The sequence below is a fragment of the Longimicrobiales bacterium genome (assembly GCA_035764935.1).
In the GTDB taxonomy this organism is placed as follows: Bacteria; Gemmatimonadota; Gemmatimonadetes; order Longimicrobiales; family RSA9; genus DASTYK01.
The window spans coordinates 1-22,306 of sequence record DASTYK010000029.1; the positions used below are offsets into that span (position 1 = coordinate 1).

Annotated in this window: 22 protein-coding genes; 6 read left to right on the forward strand and 16 right to left on the reverse strand. The window is 68.9% G+C overall.

The window, feature by feature from the left end:
- On the reverse strand, window positions 1-2,651 hold a 2,651-nt coding region (locus VFU06_02060), incomplete at its 3' end, for a pitrilysin family protein (GenBank protein ID HEU5208170.1).
- 257 nt (window positions 2,652-2,908) lie between these two features.
- Between VFU06_02060 and VFU06_02065 the strand changes: the two genes are divergently transcribed.
- Window positions 2,909-3,766 (forward strand): aminotransferase class IV, encoded by an 858-nt coding sequence (locus VFU06_02065; GenBank protein HEU5208171.1) that lies wholly within the window; start codon window positions 2,909-2,911, stop codon window positions 3,764-3,766.
- A gap of 105 nt (window positions 3,767-3,871) precedes the next feature.
- On the opposite strand, the gene VFU06_02070 is transcribed toward VFU06_02065, so the two are convergent.
- The gene (locus VFU06_02070) at window positions 3,872-6,097 is read right to left on the reverse strand and encodes a penicillin acylase family protein (protein ID HEU5208172.1); all 2,226 of its coding nucleotides are present in this window, start codon (window positions 6,095-6,097) and stop codon (window positions 3,872-3,874) included.
- Between the two features lie 113 nt (window positions 6,098-6,210).
- Between VFU06_02070 and VFU06_02075 the strand changes: the two genes are divergently transcribed.
- Together VFU06_02075 and VFU06_02080 are read left to right on the forward strand one after the other, a co-directional pair.
- A complete protein-coding gene (locus tag VFU06_02075) occupies window positions 6,211-7,818 on the forward strand; it encodes an amidohydrolase family protein (GenBank protein HEU5208173.1) in 1,608 nt (535 codons plus the stop codon).
- Window positions 7,818-8,735, forward strand: coding sequence for a serine hydrolase (locus tag VFU06_02080; GenBank protein ID HEU5208174.1), 918 nt, complete (start codon window positions 7,818-7,820; stop codon window positions 8,733-8,735). The genes VFU06_02075 and VFU06_02080 overlap by 1 nt, the downstream gene beginning before the upstream one ends.
- Window positions 8,736-8,777: 42 nt before the next feature.
- Here the strand turns inward: VFU06_02080 and VFU06_02085 are convergent, their stop codons facing one another.
- Entirely contained in the window at window positions 8,778-9,863 is a 1,086-nt protein-coding gene (locus VFU06_02085; protein HEU5208175.1) for an AI-2E family transporter, read from the reverse strand.
- Window positions 9,864-10,003: 140 nt separating this feature from the next.
- Between VFU06_02085 and ssb the strand changes: the two genes are divergently transcribed.
- Complete coding sequence (gene ssb / locus VFU06_02090; protein HEU5208176.1) at window positions 10,004-10,456, forward strand: single-stranded DNA-binding protein; 453 nt, start codon at window positions 10,004-10,006, stop codon at window positions 10,454-10,456.
- An 88-nt stretch (window positions 10,457-10,544) separates the two neighbouring features.
- Here ssb and VFU06_02095 read toward each other — a convergent pair whose 3' ends face one another.
- The gene (locus VFU06_02095; GenBank protein ID HEU5208177.1) at window positions 10,545-11,132 is read right to left on the reverse strand and encodes a hypothetical protein; all 588 of its coding nucleotides are present in this window, start codon (window positions 11,130-11,132) and stop codon (window positions 10,545-10,547) included.
- A 45-nt stretch (window positions 11,133-11,177) separates the two neighbouring features.
- Complete coding sequence (locus VFU06_02100; protein ID HEU5208178.1) at window positions 11,178-11,438, reverse strand: hypothetical protein; 261 nt, start codon at window positions 11,436-11,438, stop codon at window positions 11,178-11,180.
- Window positions 11,439-11,573: 135 nt separating this feature from the next.
- Between VFU06_02100 and VFU06_02105 the strand changes: the two genes are divergently transcribed.
- Complete coding sequence (locus tag VFU06_02105; GenBank protein HEU5208179.1) at window positions 11,574-11,804, forward strand: hypothetical protein; 231 nt, start codon at window positions 11,574-11,576, stop codon at window positions 11,802-11,804.
- 64 nt (window positions 11,805-11,868) lie between these two features.
- On the opposite strand, the gene VFU06_02110 is transcribed toward VFU06_02105, so the two are convergent.
- Both VFU06_02110 and VFU06_02115 read right to left on the reverse strand, forming a co-directional pair.
- Window positions 11,869-12,165, reverse strand: coding sequence for a hypothetical protein (locus VFU06_02110; GenBank protein ID HEU5208180.1), 297 nt, complete (start codon window positions 12,163-12,165; stop codon window positions 11,869-11,871).
- A 12-nt stretch (window positions 12,166-12,177) separates the two neighbouring features.
- Window positions 12,178-12,414 carry a hypothetical protein gene (locus VFU06_02115; GenBank protein HEU5208181.1) on the reverse strand — a complete coding sequence of 79 codons (237 nt, stop codon included), beginning with the start codon at window positions 12,412-12,414 and terminating at the stop codon, window positions 12,178-12,180.
- A gap of 181 nt (window positions 12,415-12,595) precedes the next feature.
- Between VFU06_02115 and VFU06_02120 the strand changes: the two genes are divergently transcribed.
- Window positions 12,596-13,327 (forward strand): hypothetical protein, encoded by a 732-nt coding sequence (locus VFU06_02120; protein ID HEU5208182.1) that lies wholly within the window; start codon window positions 12,596-12,598, stop codon window positions 13,325-13,327.
- A gap of 90 nt (window positions 13,328-13,417) precedes the next feature.
- On the opposite strand, the gene VFU06_02125 is transcribed toward VFU06_02120, so the two are convergent.
- The 9 genes from VFU06_02125 to VFU06_02165 all read right to left on the reverse strand — a co-directional run.
- Window positions 13,418-14,800 (reverse strand): sodium-dependent transporter, encoded by a 1,383-nt coding sequence (locus tag VFU06_02125; GenBank protein ID HEU5208183.1) that lies wholly within the window; start codon window positions 14,798-14,800, stop codon window positions 13,418-13,420.
- Between the two features lie 172 nt (window positions 14,801-14,972).
- Window positions 14,973-15,857, reverse strand: a complete 885-nt coding sequence (locus VFU06_02130) for a 3-hydroxybutyryl-CoA dehydrogenase (GenBank protein ID HEU5208184.1) — start codon at window positions 15,855-15,857, stop codon at window positions 14,973-14,975.
- Window positions 15,858-15,898: 41 nt separating this feature from the next.
- Window positions 15,899-17,107, reverse strand: coding sequence for an acetyl-CoA C-acetyltransferase (locus tag VFU06_02135; GenBank protein ID HEU5208185.1), 1,209 nt, complete (start codon window positions 17,105-17,107; stop codon window positions 15,899-15,901).
- A gap of 101 nt (window positions 17,108-17,208) precedes the next feature.
- Complete coding sequence (locus VFU06_02140) at window positions 17,209-18,252, reverse strand: 3-isopropylmalate dehydrogenase (GenBank protein ID HEU5208186.1); 1,044 nt, start codon at window positions 18,250-18,252, stop codon at window positions 17,209-17,211.
- 10 nt (window positions 18,253-18,262) lie between these two features.
- Window positions 18,263-18,649, reverse strand: coding sequence for a plastocyanin/azurin family copper-binding protein (locus VFU06_02145; GenBank protein HEU5208187.1), 387 nt, complete (start codon window positions 18,647-18,649; stop codon window positions 18,263-18,265).
- 90 nt (window positions 18,650-18,739) lie between these two features.
- Window positions 18,740-19,225 carry a c-type cytochrome gene (locus VFU06_02150; GenBank protein ID HEU5208188.1) on the reverse strand — a complete coding sequence of 162 codons (486 nt, stop codon included), beginning with the start codon at window positions 19,223-19,225 and terminating at the stop codon, window positions 18,740-18,742.
- 73 nt (window positions 19,226-19,298) lie between these two features.
- A complete protein-coding gene (locus VFU06_02155) occupies window positions 19,299-20,189 on the reverse strand; it encodes a zinc ribbon domain-containing protein (GenBank protein ID HEU5208189.1) in 891 nt (296 codons plus the stop codon).
- Window positions 20,190-20,361: 172 nt separating this feature from the next.
- A complete protein-coding gene (locus tag VFU06_02160; GenBank protein HEU5208190.1) occupies window positions 20,362-21,363 on the reverse strand; it encodes a tetratricopeptide repeat protein in 1,002 nt (333 codons plus the stop codon).
- The coding region (locus VFU06_02165) for a tetratricopeptide repeat protein (GenBank protein ID HEU5208191.1) at window positions 21,363-22,306 on the reverse strand (944 nt) is incomplete at its 5' end. The genes VFU06_02160 and VFU06_02165, both read right to left, overlap by 1 nt.

Below are 22,306 nucleotides of genomic sequence, written 5' to 3' on the forward strand. Positions count from 1 at the left end.
CGCGCCTCGACGTGACCGCGCACCACGCCCTCCACCAGGCGAGCCGGGTCCAGCCAGCGCTCGGCGGCCGAGCGCAGCCGCTCCGCGTCGAACGCCATGAGCCGGTCCTCGTAGTCGCGCAGCTCTTCGAGCCCGCGCCCCACGAGCAGTGCGGCCATCAGCTCGGAGAGCCGCGCGCCGTTGGTCTGCCGCCGGATCCGACGCGCGCCGATCATGTAGCGACGCGCACGCTCGAGCTCGTCGGCACCGATCGGCTCCGTGCGGAGCAGCCCCAGCTCCCGCAGCAGGCTTTCGCGCGCTTCCTCCTCCCGCTCAGGCGCGGTCGCGATGTAGGCGTGGAACGAGCCGCCGTGCCGGCGCGCGAGCGGTGCTGCCGACACCGTGTAGGCGAGCGACTGCCGGCTGCGGAGCTGCTCGAACAGGCGTCCACCCAGCCCGCCGATCGCACTGCCGAGCAGCGACAGCGCGTCCGCATCGCTGTCACCGTAGCGCGGACCGGGGAACGCCAGTGCCAGCGCAGTCTGCGCGCGCGGGCGTCGCACCACGGCACGGGCTGGCGACTCGGGCCAGCGGGCGGGCACACCGCAGGGCAGCGCGTCGGCCGCAACGCGTGCACCGTCGAGGTGAGCCGCGCATGCTGCGGCGATCGCGTCCGGCTCGACGTCGCCCACGACGAAGCACCACGCGGAGGAGGCGTTCATCACCCGCCTGTGCCACTCGACCAGGTCGTCGCGCCCCAGCGCAGCGAGTCCGGCTTCCTGTGTCTCGAGCGAGTAGCCGTAGGGGTGGCGCGGAAACGCTGCGGCCAGGCACAGCCGCATCGGGTAGCGGTACATGTCGTCGCGGAGCTGCGCGAGCTGGGCCAGTGTGAGGGAGCGCTCCCGCTCCAGCTCCTCTTCCGGGAACGTCGGATGAAGCGACGCCTCCGCGAGCAGCGCCAGCCCCGCTTCCGCGTTGCGCGCGGGCAGGGAAAGCGTCCAGCCGAAATCGTCCGACCCGACGCTCGCGCCGATGCTGCCACCGAGCAGCTCGATGCGCTCGGCGAGTGCCGCTGCGCTGTAGCTGCGGGTACCCTTGAGCGCTGTGCGCGCGAGCACTGTCGTGATGCCGGCCTGACGTTCCGACTCGGCACAGGTCCCACCCTCCGCCGCGATCGCCATGGAAACCAGCCCCGAGCCCGGCAGCGGCAGCACCACGATGCGCGCACCGTGACCGCTGCGGTAGAACCGGACGCCGTCCTCCTCGCGCTCGAGGTCGGCCGCGGGTGCGGCACTGACAGGAGCGCTGCCACTACGGACACCCGCCGTGTCCTGCGACCGGGTCGCGGTTCCGCCACCTGCGGCCGACACCGCGCCGAACAGCGCGTCCTCGATCTGCGCTGCGCTTTCCGGCACGTCCGCGCCGTGTGGCGCGTACACCAGCAGGGACGCGCGCTCAGGGATGAGATAGCGGCCGGCGACCTCGCGCAGCCTGTCGGCATCGGCTTCGAGCATCTGCTCGTAGTAGGAGCGCGCCATCTCCCAGCTGCCCAGTGCCTGCCAGTCCGCGAGCAGGTTCGCCTGCCCTTCCACGGTCTCCATGCGACGCAGCAGCCGCGTGCGCGTCAGCGTGCGCACCCGCTCGAGCTCCTCCCCACCGATCGTGTCCGCCGCGTGGCGCAGCACGTCCGCGCTCGCGCGCAGCGCCGGCAACGCGAGGTCCGGCGTCGTCTCCAGCGAGAGGTTGAACACGCCGAGGTCCTCGGGCGTGTAGTTGCCTGCGTCGACGAAGTGGGCCAGCCCGGCGTCGCGCACCTCGCGGTACAGCCTGCTCGCACGGCCGTGACCGAGCACCATCGCGAGCACATCCAGTGCAGCGGTGTCCTCGTGCAGCAGCGGCTGCGTCCGCCAGCCCCACTCCATGTACGCGTTGGTGACGTCGCCGCGCAGCGCGCGGTACCGGAACCCGCGCTGCTCCGGCTCCTCCGGCCCGCGGTCCCGTTCGACGGGATTGCCGTCGAGCGCACCATAGTGTCGCTCGACCAGCTCGATGACCCGGTCGGTCTCGACGTCGCCCACCACGCTCAGCACGATGTTCGGTCCGCGGTAGAACGTGCGGTAGAAGCCGTTCACGTGGTCGCGCCTGAAGCCCGCAAGCTGCGTCTCCTCGCCGATCCGCCAGCGACGCATGCGGTGGCGCTCGTGCATCAGCGCGAACAGTGATTCGGTCGCGACCGCCGTCGGGTTGTCGCGCTTGCGCTTCGCTTCCTCGATGATGACGCGCAGCTCGCGACTCAGCTCGTCCTCGTCGATCGCCGCGTTCAGCAGTGCGTCGCTCTGCAGTGCGAGCCCCTCGGCGAGCGACTCGGAAGGAAGCACGGTGTAGTACTGCGTGCGGTTGTAGATCGTGCTGGCGTTCAGGTAGCCGCCCGCCTGCTTGGTGGCGCGGCCGATCTCGCCCGGGCCGCGGGTCGGCGTGCCCTTGAAGAACATGTGCTCGAGGACGTGGCTGATCCCGACCACGTCGTCGCTCTCATCGAAGTAGCCGGCGGCGACCCGCGTGACGATCGCGACCACCGGGTTGCGGTGGTCCTCGCGGACGACCAGCGTCATGCCATTGGCAAGGCGATGCACCGTTGTGGGCGCTGCCGCCAGCAGATCCAGCTCCGACATACCTTCCGTTCCGTTCAGTGTTGCGGCTGTGCCCAGCCCCGGGTGCACGAACCGGATTCGGCCACCCGGCCGTGCCGCCCCGGGTACAGGCAAGACCCGTACTGCCGGATGAGCAGCGTCCCGCCGGCGGGGCAATCTGGCATGCGTCCGAACCGGAAACGAGATGGGACCCCCGGGCGACGGCGCGGAGCGGCTCGTTTGACGCACCCTGTCGGGCGCTCTATTCTGGCCGCATACGATCAACCGGAGACGATCCCATGCAGGTTTATCTGAACGGCGAGTTTATCGATCACGCGGACGCGAAGGTCTCCGTGGATGATCGTGGCTTCCTGTTCGCCGATGGCGTGTACGAGGTGATCCGCGTTTATGACGGGCGTCCCTTCCTGATGGAGCCGCACGTCGCGCGGATGAAGGAGGGGCTGCGCGCACTGCAGATCGACACGTCGTGCATCCATGACCTCGAGCAGATCGCGGAGCGGCTGCTGCGCGACAACGGCATCACGGACGGCGACGCGACGATCTACGCGCAGGTCAGCCGGGGCGTCGCGCCGCGCAAGCATGCGTTCCCGCCGGATTGCACGCCGACCGTCTACATGGCGGCGAAGCGCTTCAACAACCATCCCGCCAGCTACTTCGCGGACGGTGTGGCGGCGATCACTCTGCCCGACAACCGCTGGACGCGCTGCGACATCAAGAGCATCGCGCTCCTGCCGAACGTGCTCGCGAACCAGGCGGCGCACGCCGCGGACGCGTTCGAGGCGCTGTTCGTCAAGGATGGTGTCGTCATCGAGGGCTCGCACTCGAACCTGTTCGCCGTGCTGGACGGAACGCTCATCACCTACCCGAAGAGCAACTACATCCTCGCCGGCATCACGCGCACACTGGTGATCGATCTCGCCCGCGAGCTGAACATCCCGTGCGCCGAGGCACCGCTGTTCTGGGAGAGGCTGGGCGATGTCGAGGAGATGTTCCTCTCCGGTACGACGACGGAAGTCATGCCGATCACGAAGGTGGACGGGCGACCCGTCGGCAACGGCCGCGTCGGACAGGTTACCCGGCGGCTCCAGGAGGCGTACGCGCAGCGCGCCCGCCAGGCCGTGAGCGTGTCGGCCTGACCGGCGGGACAGAGGCCGTAGCACACAGGCGGGCCGTGCCTCCAGGGGCCCGGCCCGCCTGCATTTGAGTCACACGACTCGCGCCGCGCAGCCCATCCCGGGACGTTAGTCCTGCGCGACCTCCCGCTCCTCACCCGGGTGGTACCGCATCACCAGGTCGGCCGCGATGTCCTCCTCGGTGAAGCGCACCGGCTTCATCCGGTTGGCCGCGAACAGCGCCGCCTGGTCGTCGTGCCAGGGCGAGGTCGGGTCCGGGCTCTGGCCGTACGCGAGGACGGAGTAGGCGCGCGGAGTTTCGGCGAACTCGACGGCGATGACCCAGCCGTCGCCACCATTCACGACGCGCTTGCCGTCCGGCGCCTCCTCGAAGTTCAGCACGCGGAAGCAGCCGAGCGCGCCGCCACAGCCGCCGACCGGCACGTCCACGTCACCGCGGCGGACGCGGTGCACGTCGCCCCACGCAACATCCCAGCTACCGTACCGCTGCGCAGTCTCCGGGACAGCCCAGGCAAATGCCTCCACGGCGCGTGCCGGGACGCCCAGCCCGCGCGGCGTCTGAGCCGGCTCGGCGGCGGTCCAGTCGGCCTCGTAGAGGCTGTCCTCCGGCACCAGCGAGCGGTAGCGGTCCCACCACGTCTCGAACAGCACGCCCCCACGGCTCGCGCGGGCCGCCGTATTGTCCCAGCCGGCGAGAAACTCGATGGCCCGTGCGACGTCGCCTGTCGGGCTGCTCGCGCGCACTGCCTCCACCAGGTCGTCCTTCACACGATCGGCGAGCAGCATGCGCATGCTGTGCTTCGCATCGACCACGTCCTCGAGCGAGAACGTACGATCATTGTGCAGCAGCATGGCGCCATGCTGGCTGCGCAGCCGGAAGCGCGGCGGCTCCACGTAGAACGGGAAGTCGTGCGGCAGGATCGCGTTCAGGTTGGCGTAGTGCGGCGAGTCGTTCTCGTTGTGCACGTAGCCGCCCGGCGGATTGTGATGCTGCGGCAGCGAGTCGAACGGCGCGAGTCGCGACCACACCTGGTCGCTCCGTGTCGCGAACACGGCCAGTGTGTCACCACCCGGAGGGTGCGGCAGCAGCGGCGCCGGTGACTCCCATACGATGAAGATGTTGCCGTCCGCATCCGCGTACGTGAAGTTCGAGCCGCCGCGCGGCTGGATGCGCATCGCGTCCTTCCACTCCTCGAAGCTCGTCGCCTTGATCATCTCGAGCCAGCGCTCCCCCTCGCGGTAGGCTCCCTGCGTCGCGGGCCGGTACACGTAGAGCAGCGTGTCCTTGCGGGCCACGACGGGCCCCAGCTCGGTCCACCACTGCTCGCGCGTCACCGTGCCGTGCTGCCCATCCTCGACATAATCGACCTCGACCTCGACCCTGCGGATCGGCTGCGGGCGACCATCGAGCAGGAACTGCTCCGGATTGTTGGGGTCCAGGCGGAACGCGTAGAACTCGTGCGAGCGCGTGGCGGCGTTGGTCGTCGCAAAGCCGAGGTGCGGGCTGAAGCCGCCGATCACGTCGAACGGCCCGCCAATGCGGAAATCGCCGTACCAGTCGAGCTTGCCGGGCACGCGCACGTGCGCCTCGTAGTAGCCGGCCGACCAGCGCAGGTGCGGATTGCGCAGCAGAATCGCGTTGCCGGACGTCGTGCGCGACGGCGCCAGGGCCCACGCGTTCGAGCCGACGTTCTGCGGCTCCTGCATGTACGCTGCATCATCGTCCAGCGCGATCAGCAGCGGCGGCTCCTCGGACTGCTCGATGACTCGCTCGCGGAAACGGCGCATGACCGCTTCGCCCGGCCACACGATGTCGCGGGCGAGGATCTGCTGGGGCGTGAAGTCCGGCCGGGCCCAGGAGGGCAGCTCGTCGCGGTGCAGCCGGATGTAGTGGTTGATGCCTTCCGCGAAGCCCGTGTAGTAGTCGCGCGTGTCCGCGTTCAGGGAGTCGAATACGACGAGTGCGCGCCCGAGCGCCAGGCGCGCCGTCGCGTCCGCGTCGATCGCATCCTTCCCCTCGATCCGTGCCATTCGCCCGCGCGCGGCCTCCATGCTGCGGATCGTGCGGTCGCCATGATCCTCGAGCTGCACGTACGCGATGCCGAAGGCCGCCGCGCGCAGGTTCTCCGCCAGGATGTGCGGCACGCCATGGGAGGTGCGCCGGATCTCGACCTGCCGGCTGATGTCCGCCGGCTCCTGCCCGGGTCGCACTGGCGCCGTCGCGCACGCGGCGGTCAGGACGAGAAGCGACAGCAGTGGAACATTCCGCAGCCGGAGCCCGCACGTCGTCGCAGGACGACGCACGCCGGCGCGGGGATGGATCAGTTCGAACATCTCACTTCCTCGTGTCGGGGACGCCTCAAGATTCGCATCCTGCTGGCGGGACGCAATCGCATCCCGCAGTATAGGATGATCCACCCTCGTAAACGAACCATCGGGATGGTGCGATGATGCGCATCGAACGACGGGCCCGGCACGCGGTGACGCACGCGGCCGCTGCCCTGCTCCTCGCGCTCGCTGCCGCGACCGGCGCCGCGGCACAGCAGCCCTTCGACCTCCTGCTGCGCGGCGCACGGGTGCTTGACGGCACCGGCAACCCCTGGTACGAGGCCGACGTCGCGATCCGCGGCGATCGCATCGCGGAAATCGGCGACCTCGCCGACGCACGCGCCGCCGTCGTCGTGGACGCCAGCGGCCTCTTCGTCGCACCCGGCTTCATCGATGCCCATTCGCACGCGGGCGGGTCGCTCGCGAACCCCGAGCTGAGCGCGGCTGCGCCCCTGCTGATGCAGGGCATCACGACCGTTTTCGTGAACCCCGACGGCGGCGGCTCCGTCGACCTGGTCGAGCAGCGGAGTGAGCTGGAGGCAGCGCGCCCGGGCGTAAACGTCGCACTGCTGGTGCCGCACGGCTCCGTGCGCGGTGCGGTGCTCGGTATGGCGGATCGCGCCCCGACGCCCGCCGAGCTGGACCGAATGCGTGACCTCGTGCGCGCCGGCATGGAGGCGGGCGCCTTCGGCATGTCGAGCGGCCCGTTCTACGCGCCGGGCAGCTACGCGAAGACCGACGAGCTGGTCGCGCTCGCGCGCATCGCGGCGGAGTACGGCGGCGCGTACACCAGTCACATCCGGGACGAATCGGATTACACGATCGGCCTCGTCGCAGCCGTCGACGAGGTGATCGAGGTCGCGCGCGAAGCGGAATTGCCCGGCGTCGTCACGCACATCAAGGCGCTCGGCCCGCGCGTCTGGGGCTACGGCGCAGCACTGGTCCACCGCATCGACCGCGCGCGTGAGCAGGGCATCGAGGTGTACGCCGACCAGTACCCGTACGACGCCTCCTCCACCAGCCTGTCCGCAGCACTGGTCCCGCGCTGGGCACAGGCAGGTGGCCGCGACTCGCTCCGCATGCGGTTGGACGACCCGCAGTCGCGCGCACGCATCCGCGCCGAAGCGATCGAGAACCTCGACCGGCGCGGCGGCGCGGACCGCATCATGTTCGGCCGCTATGCAGAGGATCCGGCGATCGAGGGACGCACGCTCGCGCAGGTGGCGAGCGAGCGCGGAATGCACCCCGTCGACCTGACGCTGGACCTCGTGCGCGAGGGCGGGCCGGGCATCATCTCCTTCAACATGCACGAGAACGACATCCTCACCCTCATGCGACAGCCCTGGACGATGACCGCGTCCGACGGCTCGCTGCCCCGCATGGGCGTCGGGTTTCCGCACCCGCGCGCGTATGGCACCTTCCCGCGCAAGCTGCGCCGCTACGCGCTCGACGACGACGCTGTCGACCTGGCCGCTGCGATCCGCAGCATGACATCGCTGCCCGCGACGGTGTTCCGCATGAAGGACCGCGGCGTGCTGCGCCCGGGCGCGATCGCCGACATCGTCGTGTTCGACCCTGCGCGCATCACCGACCGCGCAACGTTCCAGGAGCCGCACCAGCTCGCCGAGGGCATCGTGCACGTGCTGATCGGCGGGCAGTTCGCAGTGCGCGACGGGCGGCCTGCCGCCGAGCGGCTCGGTGCCGTGCTGAACCGGAGGGCGCAGTGATGCGGGCAGGGACGACGGTGCGCGCGGGGCTCATGGTCGCGGGACTCTGCCTGGTCGCTTCCACCGGTGCATCCGCGCAGGAGAGCCACCTGGAAATACTGGGCGCGAAGCTGCAGCAGCAGCTCGACTCCATTGCCCACGCTACGCCAGGCGTTTTCGGTGTGCAGGTGATCGACCTCACGAGCGGGCAGCGCTTCGGCACCAACGCCGATCTCGTCTTCCCGCAGGGCAGCGCGATCAAGGTCCCGATCCTGGTCGAGCTGTTCCACCAGGCGGATCGTGGCGAGCTGCGCCTGGGTGAGCCGGTCGTGATCCGGAGTGCGGATGCAGTCGCAGGCAGCGGCTACCTGCGACACTTCCTCGACGGCGCATCCTCACTGTCGCTCCACGACCTCGCCGTCATGATGATCACCATCTCCGACAACATGGCGACGAACCTGCTCATCGAGCGCGTCGGCATGCAGAACGTGACACGCACGATGGCGGAGCTCGGGCTGCCCGGGACGAAGCTGCAGCGTCGCATGATCCGGCCGGAGGAGAGCAGGCGCGGCAACGAGAACCTGTCGACAGCCGCGGAAGCGGCAACGCTCATGGCGCGCATCTACCGCTGTGAGCTGCCGATGAGTGAAGCGCTCTGCCGCGAGTTGCGCGACATCCTCGAGATCCCGCACGCGGGCCCGATCGCGGACGCTGTACCGGCAGGCGTCACGGTGGGGCAGAAGACGGGGACGATCACGGGCGTTGCCGTGAACTGGGGTTACGTGGACCTGGCGGATCGGCCCTGGGTCATTGCGGCCATGGGCAACTACGGCGACAGCGGGCGCATCCAGCAGTCGATCCGGGACGCGACAGCGGCCGCGCACGCCCACTTCCGGCGGCTGCAGAACGCGACGATGCACGGCACGCGCGTGCGCTAGACGGGCGGTGTCGAACGCCGATGGCGACGTCGCACGTCGCCATCACGTCGTCTCCGCTACCTCCTCGACGTACAGGTCCTCGACGACGACCTTGCCTGCCGCCAGCAGTGGGACCGCGAGCAGCAACCCCAGGAACCCGAACAGCGTCGCCATTGCCGCCTGGAACAGCAGTGTGAGTGCGGGCGGCAGCTTGACCACCCCCTTCATGATGAGCGGGGTGACGATGTTGGATTCCAGCCCCTGGATGATCACGTACAGCACCGTCACCTCGAACGCCTTGCCGGCCGTGAACCCGATCCCCACCGCAGGCACGTAGGCCAGCGCGGGGCCCACATAGGGAACGAACTCGAGGAGCCCCGCGATGACTCCGAGCGCAAGCGCCGCGGGCAGGCCGATGATGTAGTAGCCGATCGTGGCGGTCACGCCGATGATGAGCATCCCGAGCGCCTGTGCGGCCATCCAGCGGCGCAGCGTGGACGCGATGCCCTCGAAGACGGCAAGCGCACGCAGTCGCTTGCTGCCGGGCACCAGCCGCAGCAGCCCGTGCGCGTACATGCGCGGATCGATCGCGAGAAAGAGACCGGCGAACGTGACGAGCACCAGTCCCGTGAGTGCGCCGAGCACCGTGTTGAGCAACGGGATCGTACCGCCGACCAGATCGGCGAGCTCCGCCGCTGCCCGGTAGCGCAGCCGCTGCTCCACCGCCTCGCCGGTAGCGCCGAACGTTCCCGAAACCGAGCGGAACTGCCGCGACAGCCACGCTTCTGCGCGGCCGATCACTTCCGGCAGGTCGCGGCTGACCTGGGACAGCTGTGCGGCGAGCGTCGGCCACGCCAGGAAGAGCAGTCCGCCCAGCACGACGGTGAGCCCGAGCAGCACGACGGGGCCGGCGATGCTGCGACGCCACCCGAAGCGGGTGTGCAGCGGGTCGATGAAGAGGGAAAGGAATGACGCGACCAGGACCGAAAAGAACGTGATGAACAGGACGTCGCGGACCAGCCACAGCCCGCTCGCGAGTGCGTAGAGCAGCAGCACGACGAGCATGCCGCGCGCGACCACCCCCATCGTGAGCTGTCGGCCGGGCCCCGCACCGTCCGTCGCCGCACTCCCCTCGCGTACGTCAGTCACGGCCGTCCGCGCGCGCACGGCCTGTGCCAGCACCGGCCGCTCATCCGGCCATGGACGCGACCCGCCGGCCGTCATAGTTTGCGGGCATCGCCGCAACGGCGCACGAATGATCCGGTATTTTCCCCTGAAAGGCGGTTCGAATGGCTCGGTCTCTCAACAAGGTGATGCTCATCGGCAACGTGGGCGCGGAGCCCGAGATCCGGACGGTCTCCGGCGGCCGCAAGGTCGCCAAGGTCTCGATCGCGACGAACCGCTCCTTCACGGACCGGAGCGGCCAGCGGCAGGAGAAGACCGAGTGGCACCGCTGCACCTTCTTCGAGCGGCTGGCCGACCTGGTCGAGCAGTACGTCCACAAGGGCGACCGCATCTACGTCGAGGGGCAGCTCGAGTACTCGCAGACCGAGGACGACAAGGGCAACGTCCGCTACTGGACCGACATCGTCATCCGCGACATGGTGATGCTGGGCAGCGGCGGCGGCAGTGGCGGCCCGTCCGGCGACTACGACGCAGCGCCGCGTCGCCGGCAGGCACAGGCACCCGCGGGACCGCCGCCCTCACCGTTCGACCAGGACGACGACGACCTGCCGTTCTGATCACACGACAAACCCCGTGAAAACGAAAGCGGCGCCCGATCTGGGCGCCGCTTCTGTTTTGCCGCTCGTTCCCGACTGACGCAGCCGCTCAGGCCAGGTCGTCCGCCGCAGGCCAGCGCCGGTGCGGGCGCGGCTGGTCCGGTTCGTCCTCGTCGTCGAACCCGTCGTCGTATCCGGTCGCGTACGGGTCCGGCGCCGCCGCACGCTCCATGGCCTCCTTCACCTCGCGCGGTCGCAGCCGCTCGGTGACGGCAGCCACCAGTGCTGCGGTCAGCGCGCCCACGAGCTGGGCACGCGTCTCCTGCCAGAACGTGGGGTGCGCACGTCCGATGGAGACCGACGGCAGCTCTTCCCCGCTCTCGCGGGATTCGCGCAACAGATCGCGCAGCTCGTCGCGTTCGCTCTCGCTCACGCGATCCCGCGAACGGCGTCGCCCGATCATGCCGAACAGGAAGCCGACGCCGGCGGCAATCGCCACCGAGCTCAGCGGCTTCGCGTCGACGTGGTCCAGCAAGCGCTTCTTCACGTCCAGTTTCTCCCGCAGTTCGACGCGTTTCTCCGAGAGTCGCTCCTCGATCTCGTCGAGCGTCTCCGAGATGCGGGCGCGCGACGCCTCGATGTGCGCGCGCGCCTGCTCGATCGTCGCCGGCTCACCAGCCATGGGGTGTTCGGGCATGTCGTCCTCCGCGGGCGGCCGCGCTGCAGGACCCGTTCCGTTCGGTCAGGGAAGCGCGCGCAGCAGCTTCGCCGCCTGCCGCTCGGGCGGCAACAGCGGGACCGCGGCCGTCACCTCCAGCTCACCCGGCCCGAACCAGCGCGGCTGACCCTCTCCGTCCAGCACCACGCCCAGCCGGTCGGGACGGTAATCGCTCGCTTCCACGACAATGCCCGTGCGCCCGATCAGCGATCCGTCCAGCGGCCGCCCGGCATGCTGTACCTTTACACGTGTGCCCGCCGGGATCGGCGGAAACGGTATGGCCATGTCCCTCCTCCTTCGTTGCCCGCAGAATGCGGCCGGATCCTCGGAATGGCAACTGCCCGCGGAGGGATTCAGGCTTGCAGGCGGGAGCGCGCGAGCCCATACTTTGCCCGGCTCAACGCAATTCCTGGAGAGAAGATGGCGACACGCCCCCCGCAGAACACGACAGCCCTCGCCGTCGGCTTCGGCATCGGCATTCTCTGGCTCGTCATGGCCGCGCTTTCCCTGTGGAGCTCGTTCCGCGGCTACGCCAACGAGCGCTGGGACTGGGGTCTCGCCTGGGCCATCATCGGCGTACTCATGCTCGCGGCCGGCCTCGCCGCCATGATCGGCACCTGGTGGCACCAGACGCGCGTGCGGCACGACTGAGCGACGCACGGCACAGAGCCTGATACGCGAGCGGCGGCGACGTGCCCCACGTCCCGCCGCTCGATCATTTCGGCCGCAGCAGCTCCCGCCAGAACCCGATCATGTCCGCTTCATACGGCTGCGGATCACGCGCATACTGTTCGCGCCACGCATGGAAATCCGGCAGCCCCAGCTCGCGCGTCAGCTCTTCCGTCAAGCGCCCGATGACCGCACGAAAATCAGCGCCCGGCTCCATTTCGGTGCCGAGCGCGCTGGTCAGCTCGTAGATCTGTTCGGGAGGTAGTCGGAACAGCCGGTCCGCGACACGGGCGGAGCACCAGTCGAGGTACTTTGCGCGCAGAACCTCTTCTTCGCTAGCCACGCGCGCCGATGCCTACTTTCGCTCCGAGTCGGCAGTCGCGGCCAGGTGCTCGTAGATCGTGCGGCGCGCAACCGCGTAGTAGAGGATCCGGCTGATCAGCTCCGGATCACTCCGCTGCACCTTCTCGACCTCGGCCGCAATCGGTCGCGGCAGATGCACCTGCAGATCAACGGCGCACGTTTCCCACATGCCTGCCTCGTCGCTTCCTGTGTGGATCGAGATGGTAAGTTGGATCAGCGCCGGATCCATCGAGCGTCGCGCGCTCCGTCTGCACGAACGCGCCCAAGATAGACATGGCCGATTGGGTGGTCAAGCATTTTCGCAACGGCACACGACACCGGGAATTACATGACAGCCATGACTTTGCGCGAACGAGCGCACGCTTGACGCGGCGTCGGCTCAGCGTCTACCGTCTCTCTGGTTCTGACCCATGGCATCATCCGCTGTGGCCGGCACGTCGACGGACGTGACCGTGTCACGACTCACCACGGAACGTGTGCGCTGTCGTTCGTTCTGCTTCCTCGAGCACGCCGGAGAACGCTGGACCGCGTTCCTGATCACCTATGCAGACACGCGCGGGTGGTGGCGCGGCTATTTCGCGTTCCGCTCGCCGGCGGAGGACGTGGAGATCGGCGAGATCCGCACGGCGGACCTGTTCGTCGAGGAGACGGAGAGCGAAGTCGATCAGCGTGCGCGCAGTCTCGGACGCCCGCTGCTGCGCGCTCTGCTGGAATCGGCGCTGGAAACGCGCGAGCGCCGGCGCGGCTATTCGCCGGAGCTGCACCGCTGGTTCCGCGAGGTTCTCGCGCGCACCGCTGCGGATCGCCGCGGACGGACACCATCCACTGCGCAGGCTGCGGATGCGCCGTCGCTCGCAGAGCTGCGCGCGCTCTACGAATCATACCGCGTCGACCAGGTGGCGCACCTCGTCGCGCTGCTCGATGCGGAGATATTCCGCGAGCTGGTCGAGGTCCTGCTCGATGGTCGCCGCATCGACTTCCGGGCGCGCGACCGCTTCCAGCTCGCGATGGGAATCGTGCAGGACCTCGAGTCCCGGCTGCCGCTGCCGCCGTTCGAGGTGTGGACGCAGCACTACCTCGCCCGACCCGAGGTCTATCGCCTGTACGCGGAAGCGATCCAGCGCGGAGAGTTCGAGGTGTGAACGAAGCGGCGGACCGCACTGCGATCCGCCGCTTCGTCCTGCTGCATTCATGTCACGGGCGATACACCTGCGCCCGTGGTACCGACCCGATCAGTTGCCGCTGAACAGCACGCGCCCCGCCTCGATCGCTGCGGGGATCGTCTCGTACAGTACCACGATCAGCAGCGGCGGCACCACGATGCGGAGCGTCCACAGCCAGCCGCGCAGCAGCTTGATGGCCCGCGGCGATGCGCCTTCTGCTGCTTCGCTGAGCGCGTTCGGCATCTTCCACGCGACGCCCATGGCGATCACCAGTCCGCCCAGCGGCAGCATGACGCTGTTCGCAACCGCATCGAGGAAGCCGAGTGCATTCGTATCGAGCGCGGACCACAGGCCGACGAGGGTGATGAAGCCGCCGGCGATGAGCGCTGCCATCGGGCGCCGCATCTTCGCCTCATCGATCATGGAAGAAACGACGACTTCGAGCAGCGAAACGGTCGAGGTGATCGCGCCGAACAGCAGCGCAACGAAGAAGAACATCCCGACCACGCGCCCGACGCCGCCCATCGCGGAGAATGCGCCGGGCAGCGAGATGAACAGCGCGCCCACGGTGCTCTCGCCGACGGCGCTCTGCAGCCCCAGTGCCCATACGACCGGGAACACGACGAGCCCCGCAATGAATGCGACCGAAAAGTCCGCGAGAGCGATGGTCGACGCATCCTTCGGCAGGTTCGCGTCGCGTGGCAGGTAGCTCGCGAACGTCAGCATGGCGCCCATGCCGAGCGACAGCGAGAAGAACGCCTGGCTCGTCGACGCCGCCAGTGTTTCCAGCGAGAACAGCTCGCTGAAGCGCGGCACCAGGTAGTACGCGTAGCCCGCGTCGCCGCCCGCGAGTGTCGCTGCCCAGATCGCGAGGCCGATCAGGATCAGGAAGAGGGCTGGCATCATGAAGGACGAGAGTCGCTCGATGCCGCTGCCGACACCGCGTGCAACGACCAGCACCGTCACCGCCATGATCGCGACCTGGAACAGGATCGCGGGCCCGCCGGCCGCCATCTCCGTGAAGTACGCGCCCGCGTCAGCCGGGAAGGGCGAAGAGATCGCGACCAGCGCGTAGCGCAGCACCCAACCGGCGATGACCGCGTAGTAGGACAGGATCAGCGCACCGGCCAGGATGAAGAGGAAGCCGAACGGCGCCCAGGCGCGGCCCAGCTCCTTGCGCATTGCACCGATCGGGCTCCTGCCGGACGCGCGACCGAGCACCAGCTCGGCAATCAGCACCGGCACACCGACGGCAAACGTGAGCACCACGTAGAGCAGCACAGCCGCCGCGCCACCGTGCTCCGAGGCGATGTACGCGAACCGCCACATGTTGCCGAGCCCGACGGCCGAGCCCACCGCGGCCATGAGGAAGCCGAAGCGGCTGGTCCACTGTTCACGGCCGGATGAATCGGCCGCACTCGCGCTCGGCGTAGCGGTCTGGAGATCGCTCACGGTCGCGTCCTTGTCTCTGGAGATCTACGGATCAACGCTGTAATGGATGGGGCGCAAGATGCCTGCGCCGGCTGACCAGCGCAAGAATTACGGCACCGCACCCCATCCCTGAGAACGCCTCACCGCCGCAACCTCGGACGGCAACTGCGCTCTCCGTGTCTTTGCGGCGCGCCTACACCAGCGCCATGGCCGCCGGTTTCTCGCCGCGATAGTCGTAGAAGCCGCGCCTGGTCTTCCGGCCGTAGTAGCCGAGCGTCACCATCCGCTTCAGCAGCGGCGGCGGCGCAAAACGCGGTTCGCGGAACTCCTCGAACATGATCTCGCTGATGTAGTACAGCGTGTCGATGCCGACGAAGTCGCACAGCACGAACGGTCCCATCGGGTACCCCGTGCCCAGCGTCATTCCGGTGTCGATGTCCTCCATGCTGGCCAGGCCCTGCTCGAGGCAGCGGATCGCGTCCAGCATGTACGGCACGAGCAGCCGGTTCACGACGAATCCCGATGTGTCCTTCGCCTCGATCGGTGTCTTGCCCAGCGATGAGGCGAAGTCGTACGCGGCGCGGAACGTCGCGGGCTCGGTCGCGATCGAGCGCACGACCTCGACCAGCTTCATGACGGGCACCGGATTGAAGAAATGCAGGCCGACAAAGCGGTGCGGCCGGTTGGTTGCCGCCGCCATCGCCGCGATGGTGAGCGAGCTCGTGTTGCTGGCGAAGATGGTGTGCTCCGGGCAGATGCCGTCCAGCTCCCGGAACATCTCGTTCTTCATTTCCAGGTTCTCGGTGACCGCCTCGATGATGAGATCGCAGTCCTTCAGGTCCGACAGCTGCGTCGTCATCGTGACGCGGCCGAGGATCTCGTCACGCGCTGCCCGCTCGAGCTTCCCCTTTTCCACCGCCCTGCCCAGGCTCTTCTCGATCGACGCACGCCCCTTCTGTGCGAGCTCGTCGTTCACTTCGCGGACGCGCGTGTCGTAGCCGGCCCTGGCACAGACTTCGGCAATGCCACTGCCCATGAGGCCGCAGCCGAGCACCGCGACCGTCCGGATCTCCGCCATTCCCTTCCTCCTCCTGTGTATGCTGCCGTGAGTCGCCGCCGTTACGCGATCGCCTCCACGATCACCGCCATGCCCTGGCCGCCGCCGATACAGGCAGCGCCAAGACCGTAGCGCGCGCCCCGCCGACGCAGCTCGTGGAGCAGATTGATCGTGATGCGCGCGCCGGACGCCGCCAGCGGATGCGTGATCGCAATCGCACCGCCATTTACGTTCGTCTTCTCATGGTTGAGCCCCAGCTCGCGCGCGACAGCGGCAAACTGCGGTGCAAACGCCTCGTTGATGTCGACGAGGTCCATGTCGTCGAGCGTGAGGCCGGCCCTCTCCAGTGCCCTGCGGCTCGCCGGCGCCGGACCGATGCCCATGATGCTCGGGTCGACGCCCGCGATCCCCCACGCGACGAGGCGGCCGATCGGCTTCACGCCATTCTGCTCTGCCCACGCACTGCTCGAGATCACGCACGCGGCTGCGCCGTCGCCGATGCCGCTCGCGTTGCCAGCGGTCACGAGCCCGTCCTTCTTGAAGTAGGGGCGCAGTGCGCCAAGCACCTCCAGCGTCGTCTCGGGACGCATGTGCTCGTCGGTGTTGAACAGCACCTCCCCCTTGCGCGTCTTCACCGGGATCGGTGCGACCTCGGCTGCAAAACGGCCCTCGTCCCACGCCTGCTTCGCGCGCTGTTGCGAGCGCACTGCGACTTCGTCTGCTTCCTGGCGCGAAACGCCATACTGCTCCGCGAGCTTCTCCGCTGTCTGCGCCATCGACAGCCCGCACTGCGGGTCCGTCAGCGCAGCCCACAGCAGGTCCTCGAAGTACTTGCCGGGCTCGCCCAGCCGGAGCTCGCCCCAGCGCGCGCCACGCACCACGTGCGGCGCCTGGCTCATCGATTCCGTGCCGCCGCACAGCACCACGTCCGCCTCGCCCAGCAGGACCTGCTCGGCGCCACTCGCGATCGCCTGGAAGCCGGAGCCGCACAGCCGGTTCAGCGTGAGCGCCGGTGCCTCCTGCGGCACGCCCGAGCGCAGGCCCACGTGGCGCGCGAGGTAGATCGCGTCCGACGACGTCTGCAATGCATTGCCGAAGATGACCTGGTCGACCTGTTCCGGCGCAACGCCAGCATCCGCGAGCGCGGCGCTGGACGCGTGCACGCCGAGATCCGTCCCCGTGAAATCCTTGAGCGTGCCGCCGAACGTGCCGAATGGCGTGCGGCGCCCCGACAGAAAGACGACGTCCGTGTCCTTGCCCTGTGTACCCATGTTCCGTGGCTTTCCTGGTTCCGGTGCAGCAGATGGATGAGCGATGCGCTCCGACGACGCCCCGCGCAGCGCGCTTTCGAGCTCGTCGCCGCGGCGCTGCGCTACGCGAGCAGCGCGATCACCCGGTCGCCGACGTCCGACGTGCCGAGCGCGCCGCCGAGATCCGGCGTGGTCGAACCCTCGTCGATCACCTGGCGCACCGCCGCATCGACGCGTCGGGCGTCTTCGGTGCGACCGAGGTGCTCCAGCAGCATCGCCGCCGTCAGGATGGCAGCGAGCGGATTCGCTTTCCCCGTACCCGCCAGGTCCGGCGCCGAGCCATGGACCGGCTCGAACAGCCCGATGCGCCCGGGGTGCAGGCTCGCCGAGGGTGCGAGACCCAGCCCTCCAACGAGCCCGGCCGCGAGGTCGCTCAGCAGATCACCGAACAGGTTGGGTGCAACGATCACCTGCCAGCGCGCGGGGCTGCGGATCATTTCCATCGCGAGGGCGTCCGCATACATCGCATTGCGTTCCACGTCCGGGAACTCCGCGCCGACCTCGGTGAACGTACGACGCCAGAGCGCACCCGCGTGCGGCATCGCGTTCGCCTTGTCCGTCAACGTGAGCCGCCGGTCACTGGCGCGCGCAAACTCGAATGCCGCGCGCACGATCCGCTCGACGCCCTTGCGCGTGTTGATGTCCTCCTCGATCGCGATCTCGTCAGGCGTGCCCGTCTTGAAGTTGCCGCCCGAGCCGACGTACACCCCCTCCGTGTTCTCGCGGAACACGTCGATCACGATATCTGCGGGCGTGACGTCGCGCAGCGGTGAGAGGCGCGCATCATAGAGACGTACGGGCCGCAGGTTGATGTACAGGTCCAGCTGGAACCGCAGCCCGAGCAGGATGTCGCGCGCGTGCTGGTTGCCGGGCACGCGCGGATCACCCATCGCGCCGAGCAGGATCGCGTCGTGCTCGCCGAGCCGCTGCATCTCCTCGGGCGTGATCGTCGTGCCGGTGTGCAGGTAGCGCTCCGCGCCCAGCTCCCACTCGGTGAAGTCGAAGCGGACATCGTTCTGCGCCGCGACGTGCCGCAGAACCTTCACCGCCTCCCGCGTGACGTCGACGCCGATCCCGTCCCCGGGAATGACTGCGATGCGTGCCATGTGGTCCCTGTCAGTCGGTGCGTGCACCGACCGCGATGCTGCCACGCACACCGTGCGTGGTGCACGTGAACGGGTACTCGCCCGGCGGCGCACCATTGAGCGTGATCACCCACTGCATGCCTGCACTCACCAGCGGCGGACTGCGCAGCTGCCCCGTCTGTTCCAGGAACGCGCGGGCCTCCGGGCTGAGCCGCGCCGCCTCGAACGCGAGCGCGTGGAGCCCGCCGTCACCCGCCGTGAAGCGCACGACGTCACCCGGAGCAGCCTCGACGCGCGCAGGCTCCAGCTCGCTGCCGTCCTGCTGCGTCTCGACAGTCACGTCGATCAGGCGCACGCCCGCCTCGAGCTGGATGGTGTCACCCTCCAGCTCCAGCGTGGCGGGGCCACTCTCGGTCATGCGGTCACATGCACCGCAGATCGCAAAAAGAACGACGCCGGCAAGCACCCGGAGGGAGCCGGCCGGCGTCTTGGTGTTGCGGCGCGTCACTCAGTTCGCGTGGCTGAGTGCGTAGACGTACGCCACCAGGTTCTGGACCTGCTCGTCGCTGAGCTGTGCTCCACCCATCGGCGGCATCGGCGCAGGCGCCTGCTGCGGCGTCGGCACACCATTGCGGATGATGTTCTCGATCCCCTCGGGCGTCCCGTCCGTGTTGATCCACTCGCTGTCGGTCAGGTTCGGGGCGAGCGGCGTGCCCGTCGCATCCATTCCGTGGCACGTGTAGCAGATCGTCGTCTCGAACGCCGTCTTGCCCGCCTGCACCATCTCGGGCGTCATGCCCTCGGGAAGCTGCACGTTGGCGAGGTCGAGCCCGCCCGAGGCGGTGCCCGACGCGGTGCCCGTGCCCTCGGTCGCCGCGGGCGCGTCGCCCGTCGTGCCACTCGTCGTATCGTCTGCTGCGTCGCCGCCGCCGCACGCCAGCAGTCCGCCGACCGCGAGCATTACGCCGAACGCCGTGAAACGCCCAGTACGCATGGATCTCCTCCTAGATGATTGTACGGCGTAAGCTTCACGCCCGCGGGATCATAGGAATCACCGCGCGCGAGCGTCAAGCCGCGCCAGGTTCCGGCTGCGGCGCGCCGCACGTGACGCAGTACCGCCATTCCCGCTCGAGCGCCTGCCCGCACGCAACACACGGCCGACGCATCTGATCCGCGCCACAGTGCGGACAGAAACGAACGATCCGTCCTGTGGGCAGCCTCCCCTCGCAGAATTCGCACCGCAGCACAGCATCCCGCGCCGAAATTCCCGCGGGAGCGTCCTGCGACGCCGACGCTTCGCGGTCGCGCGCTGCACCTGCATGCTCCGTCCGCCCAGGTTGGACCGGACTTGCACTCTGATCGCGGCCACCGGGCGATGTCGGAGCCGACAGTGTGTGCCCGCCCTCACGGTTGCCAGCCGACTTCGGAGCCGACGCGTCATCGGCAGTCCGGTCGTCGCGAGACGGGACCGGCCGGTCCTCGTCCGAGCTGCGACCGCCGTCAGGCTCGGCAAGCTCATGATCATCGCCAAGGCGCACGGAATCGCTCGCGCCGGCCGACGCGGCCTCCGCCCAGGGGTCCGGGTCTTCGACCGACTCGGGCTCGAACGCCTCTTCGTCCGCATCCGCGTCCGCGGGGGCAGCAATCCACACGTCACACCCCGCAAACTTCCGGAACAGGCCCACGTTCGGGTTGGGCATGGACAGCTCTTCCCGCAGTTCTGCCGCCGCCGACTCCGGCTCCAGGCGCGTCAGCCCCCCTGCACCCGCGAGAAGCTGCAGCACCGCATGCTCGTAATCCGCATTCATCTCGAAGCCGAGCGATGCGCGCACCACGCGGTACGGGACCAGTTCCTGATAGATCTCCGCAACCGTGACGGGTGCCTCGAAGGGGCGAGGCCGGTTGCGTCGCAGTGCGTCGGTCAGCGCGGTGTACAGCCGTTCGACGTACACGTCCATGGTGTCCGTTGTGGCAGGAAGAATCGCTGACGCGCACCGAAATGCGCATCCGTTCCAGACCGGTCATGCCAGCATGCCGACGCGCACCACGCTGCCAGTATCCTCGAGCATGCTGATCGAATCCGGCGCGCTGAGGTGCAGACGCCGCCGCGCACTGCGCGCGGCGCAATGGCTATGGCTCCGGTGGACTGCGTGACGCGCGGGTGAGCAGCGCCTGCGCTTCGGCCGGGGCGCGAGCAAGCACCTCCTCCGCACTCGGATCGCCCGCCGCCCGAAGTGCACGGACCAGCCCGACCCAGCTCGCGACCGACTCCGGCTCCAGCTCCTGCGCACGTCGGAACCGGGCGACCGCCGATTGCGGCCGGTCCGCATCCAGGAACAGGTACCCGAGCTCCCGCTGCACACCCGCGTCGTCGGGCGCGCGCCGCGCGGCCGCGGCCAGGGTCGTGCCGGCCTCCTGCAGCCGCCCCTGCGTGCGCCGGATCCGACCGAGGTACAGCAACGCCGTGACATTCGAGGAGTCGTCGCTCAGGGCACGCTCGAGCTGCTCCTCCGCCAGTCCCAACCGCCCCGCCTCGAACGCCCGGACACCTGACTCCATCGGATCGTCCCGCGTGAGCACCAGGGCTGCCGCGATCGCGACACCCGCGAGCAGCACCCCGCCGACTACCAGCAGCCAGCGGCCGGGACCTGTTCGGCCGAATGCGTCCGGCGGCGGGACGTCGTGAGCCTCCCCAGTGACCGGCTGCGTGACCACCGCTTCATGCGCAACCGCCGCAACCGGCTCCGACGCAGCACCCACCTCGTATCGGAGGAGCTGCACCGCCTCCCTCGCCACGTCCGCATCACTGGCCCGCACCGCACCGGCACGCGCCCGCTCCGCCGCCGTCCCGAGCTCATGGATCCGACCGGCCAGCTCCATCGTGATCAGCCCGCGCTGCCGCAGCCCCGCCACAACCCGGTCGAGCGGGGTATCCGGAGCAAGCGCCGTCAGCCGCAGATCGTCCGGCGCGCGCGCATCAGCACGCAATAGCAGACGCAGCGCACGGTCCACCGCGCGCTGCGTCTCTTCGATCGCGTCTGCCAGCTCCGCAGGCACGCGATACTCGTCCAGCCGGTCAATCGCCGCGTCCGCAGCATCCAGCGGCTGCAGCACGCGCCCAGCATCGATCATCAGTATTCGATCTGCCAGAACCCCGCGCGCGCGCCTCCCAGCACGAATTCCTTCGGATCCTCGACCGGAAGCGTCAAACCGACGCGCGCATGCGCCTCGTCCGCTCGCCTACGCATGAACTGTGCGACCGTCTCGTCTGCGTACCCTCGCGCATCCCGGAGCTGGCGCACGATGTCCTGCCACGTGCCGGCACAGACCTCCCCCTCCGGAAGCTGCACCCGGTGGACCGCCTTGTCGGCAGCGACCAGCACCGGCTCATCCGAGGTTGGCGCCAGCGACACCCCTTCATCGATCCCGGCCTCGATCTCAGCCAGCAGCCGGTCGATCGGATCCTCCCCCCGCTCCAGCTCCTCCAGCCGGTCCTCCCAGCCCCGCGTCGCCTCAGCCGGCAGCGTTTCGCCAAACAGCGCACGCTTCAGCTCGATCACGCGACAGACCGCCAGCGAATCCCAGTGCTCCGAGGGCGGCACCTGCTCCAGCTCACGCAGTGCGCCCGGCCAGTCACCCCGGTCATACAGCAGATGACCCAGGTACGTCCGCGCCTCGTAGTGCGCCCCGTCCAGATGCAACGCACGGCGCAACTGCCGCCGCGCCGCCGTCTCGTCCCCCAGCCGATGCGACGCAAACCCCAGCGCAGCCGCCGCTTCCGCATTCTCCGGATACAGCGTAGCCGCCTCCGCGAAGACATCGCGCGCCTCCGCATAGATCTGCTCGCGGTACAGTGCCCGACCCATCGTCATCAGCAACTCCAGGTCGTCCGCGCAACCCGTGTCCCGCGCCCGTCGAAACAGCTCCAGCGCATGCCCCGGTTGCCCGAACCGCAACATCACCTCTCCCATCCCGACCAGCGCGTCCTCATGCTCCGGATCGAGCACCAGCGCTCGCTCGAACGACTGCCGCGCCCAGCCGTACTCCTCCCGCGCCAGCCGCGTATAGCCGATTC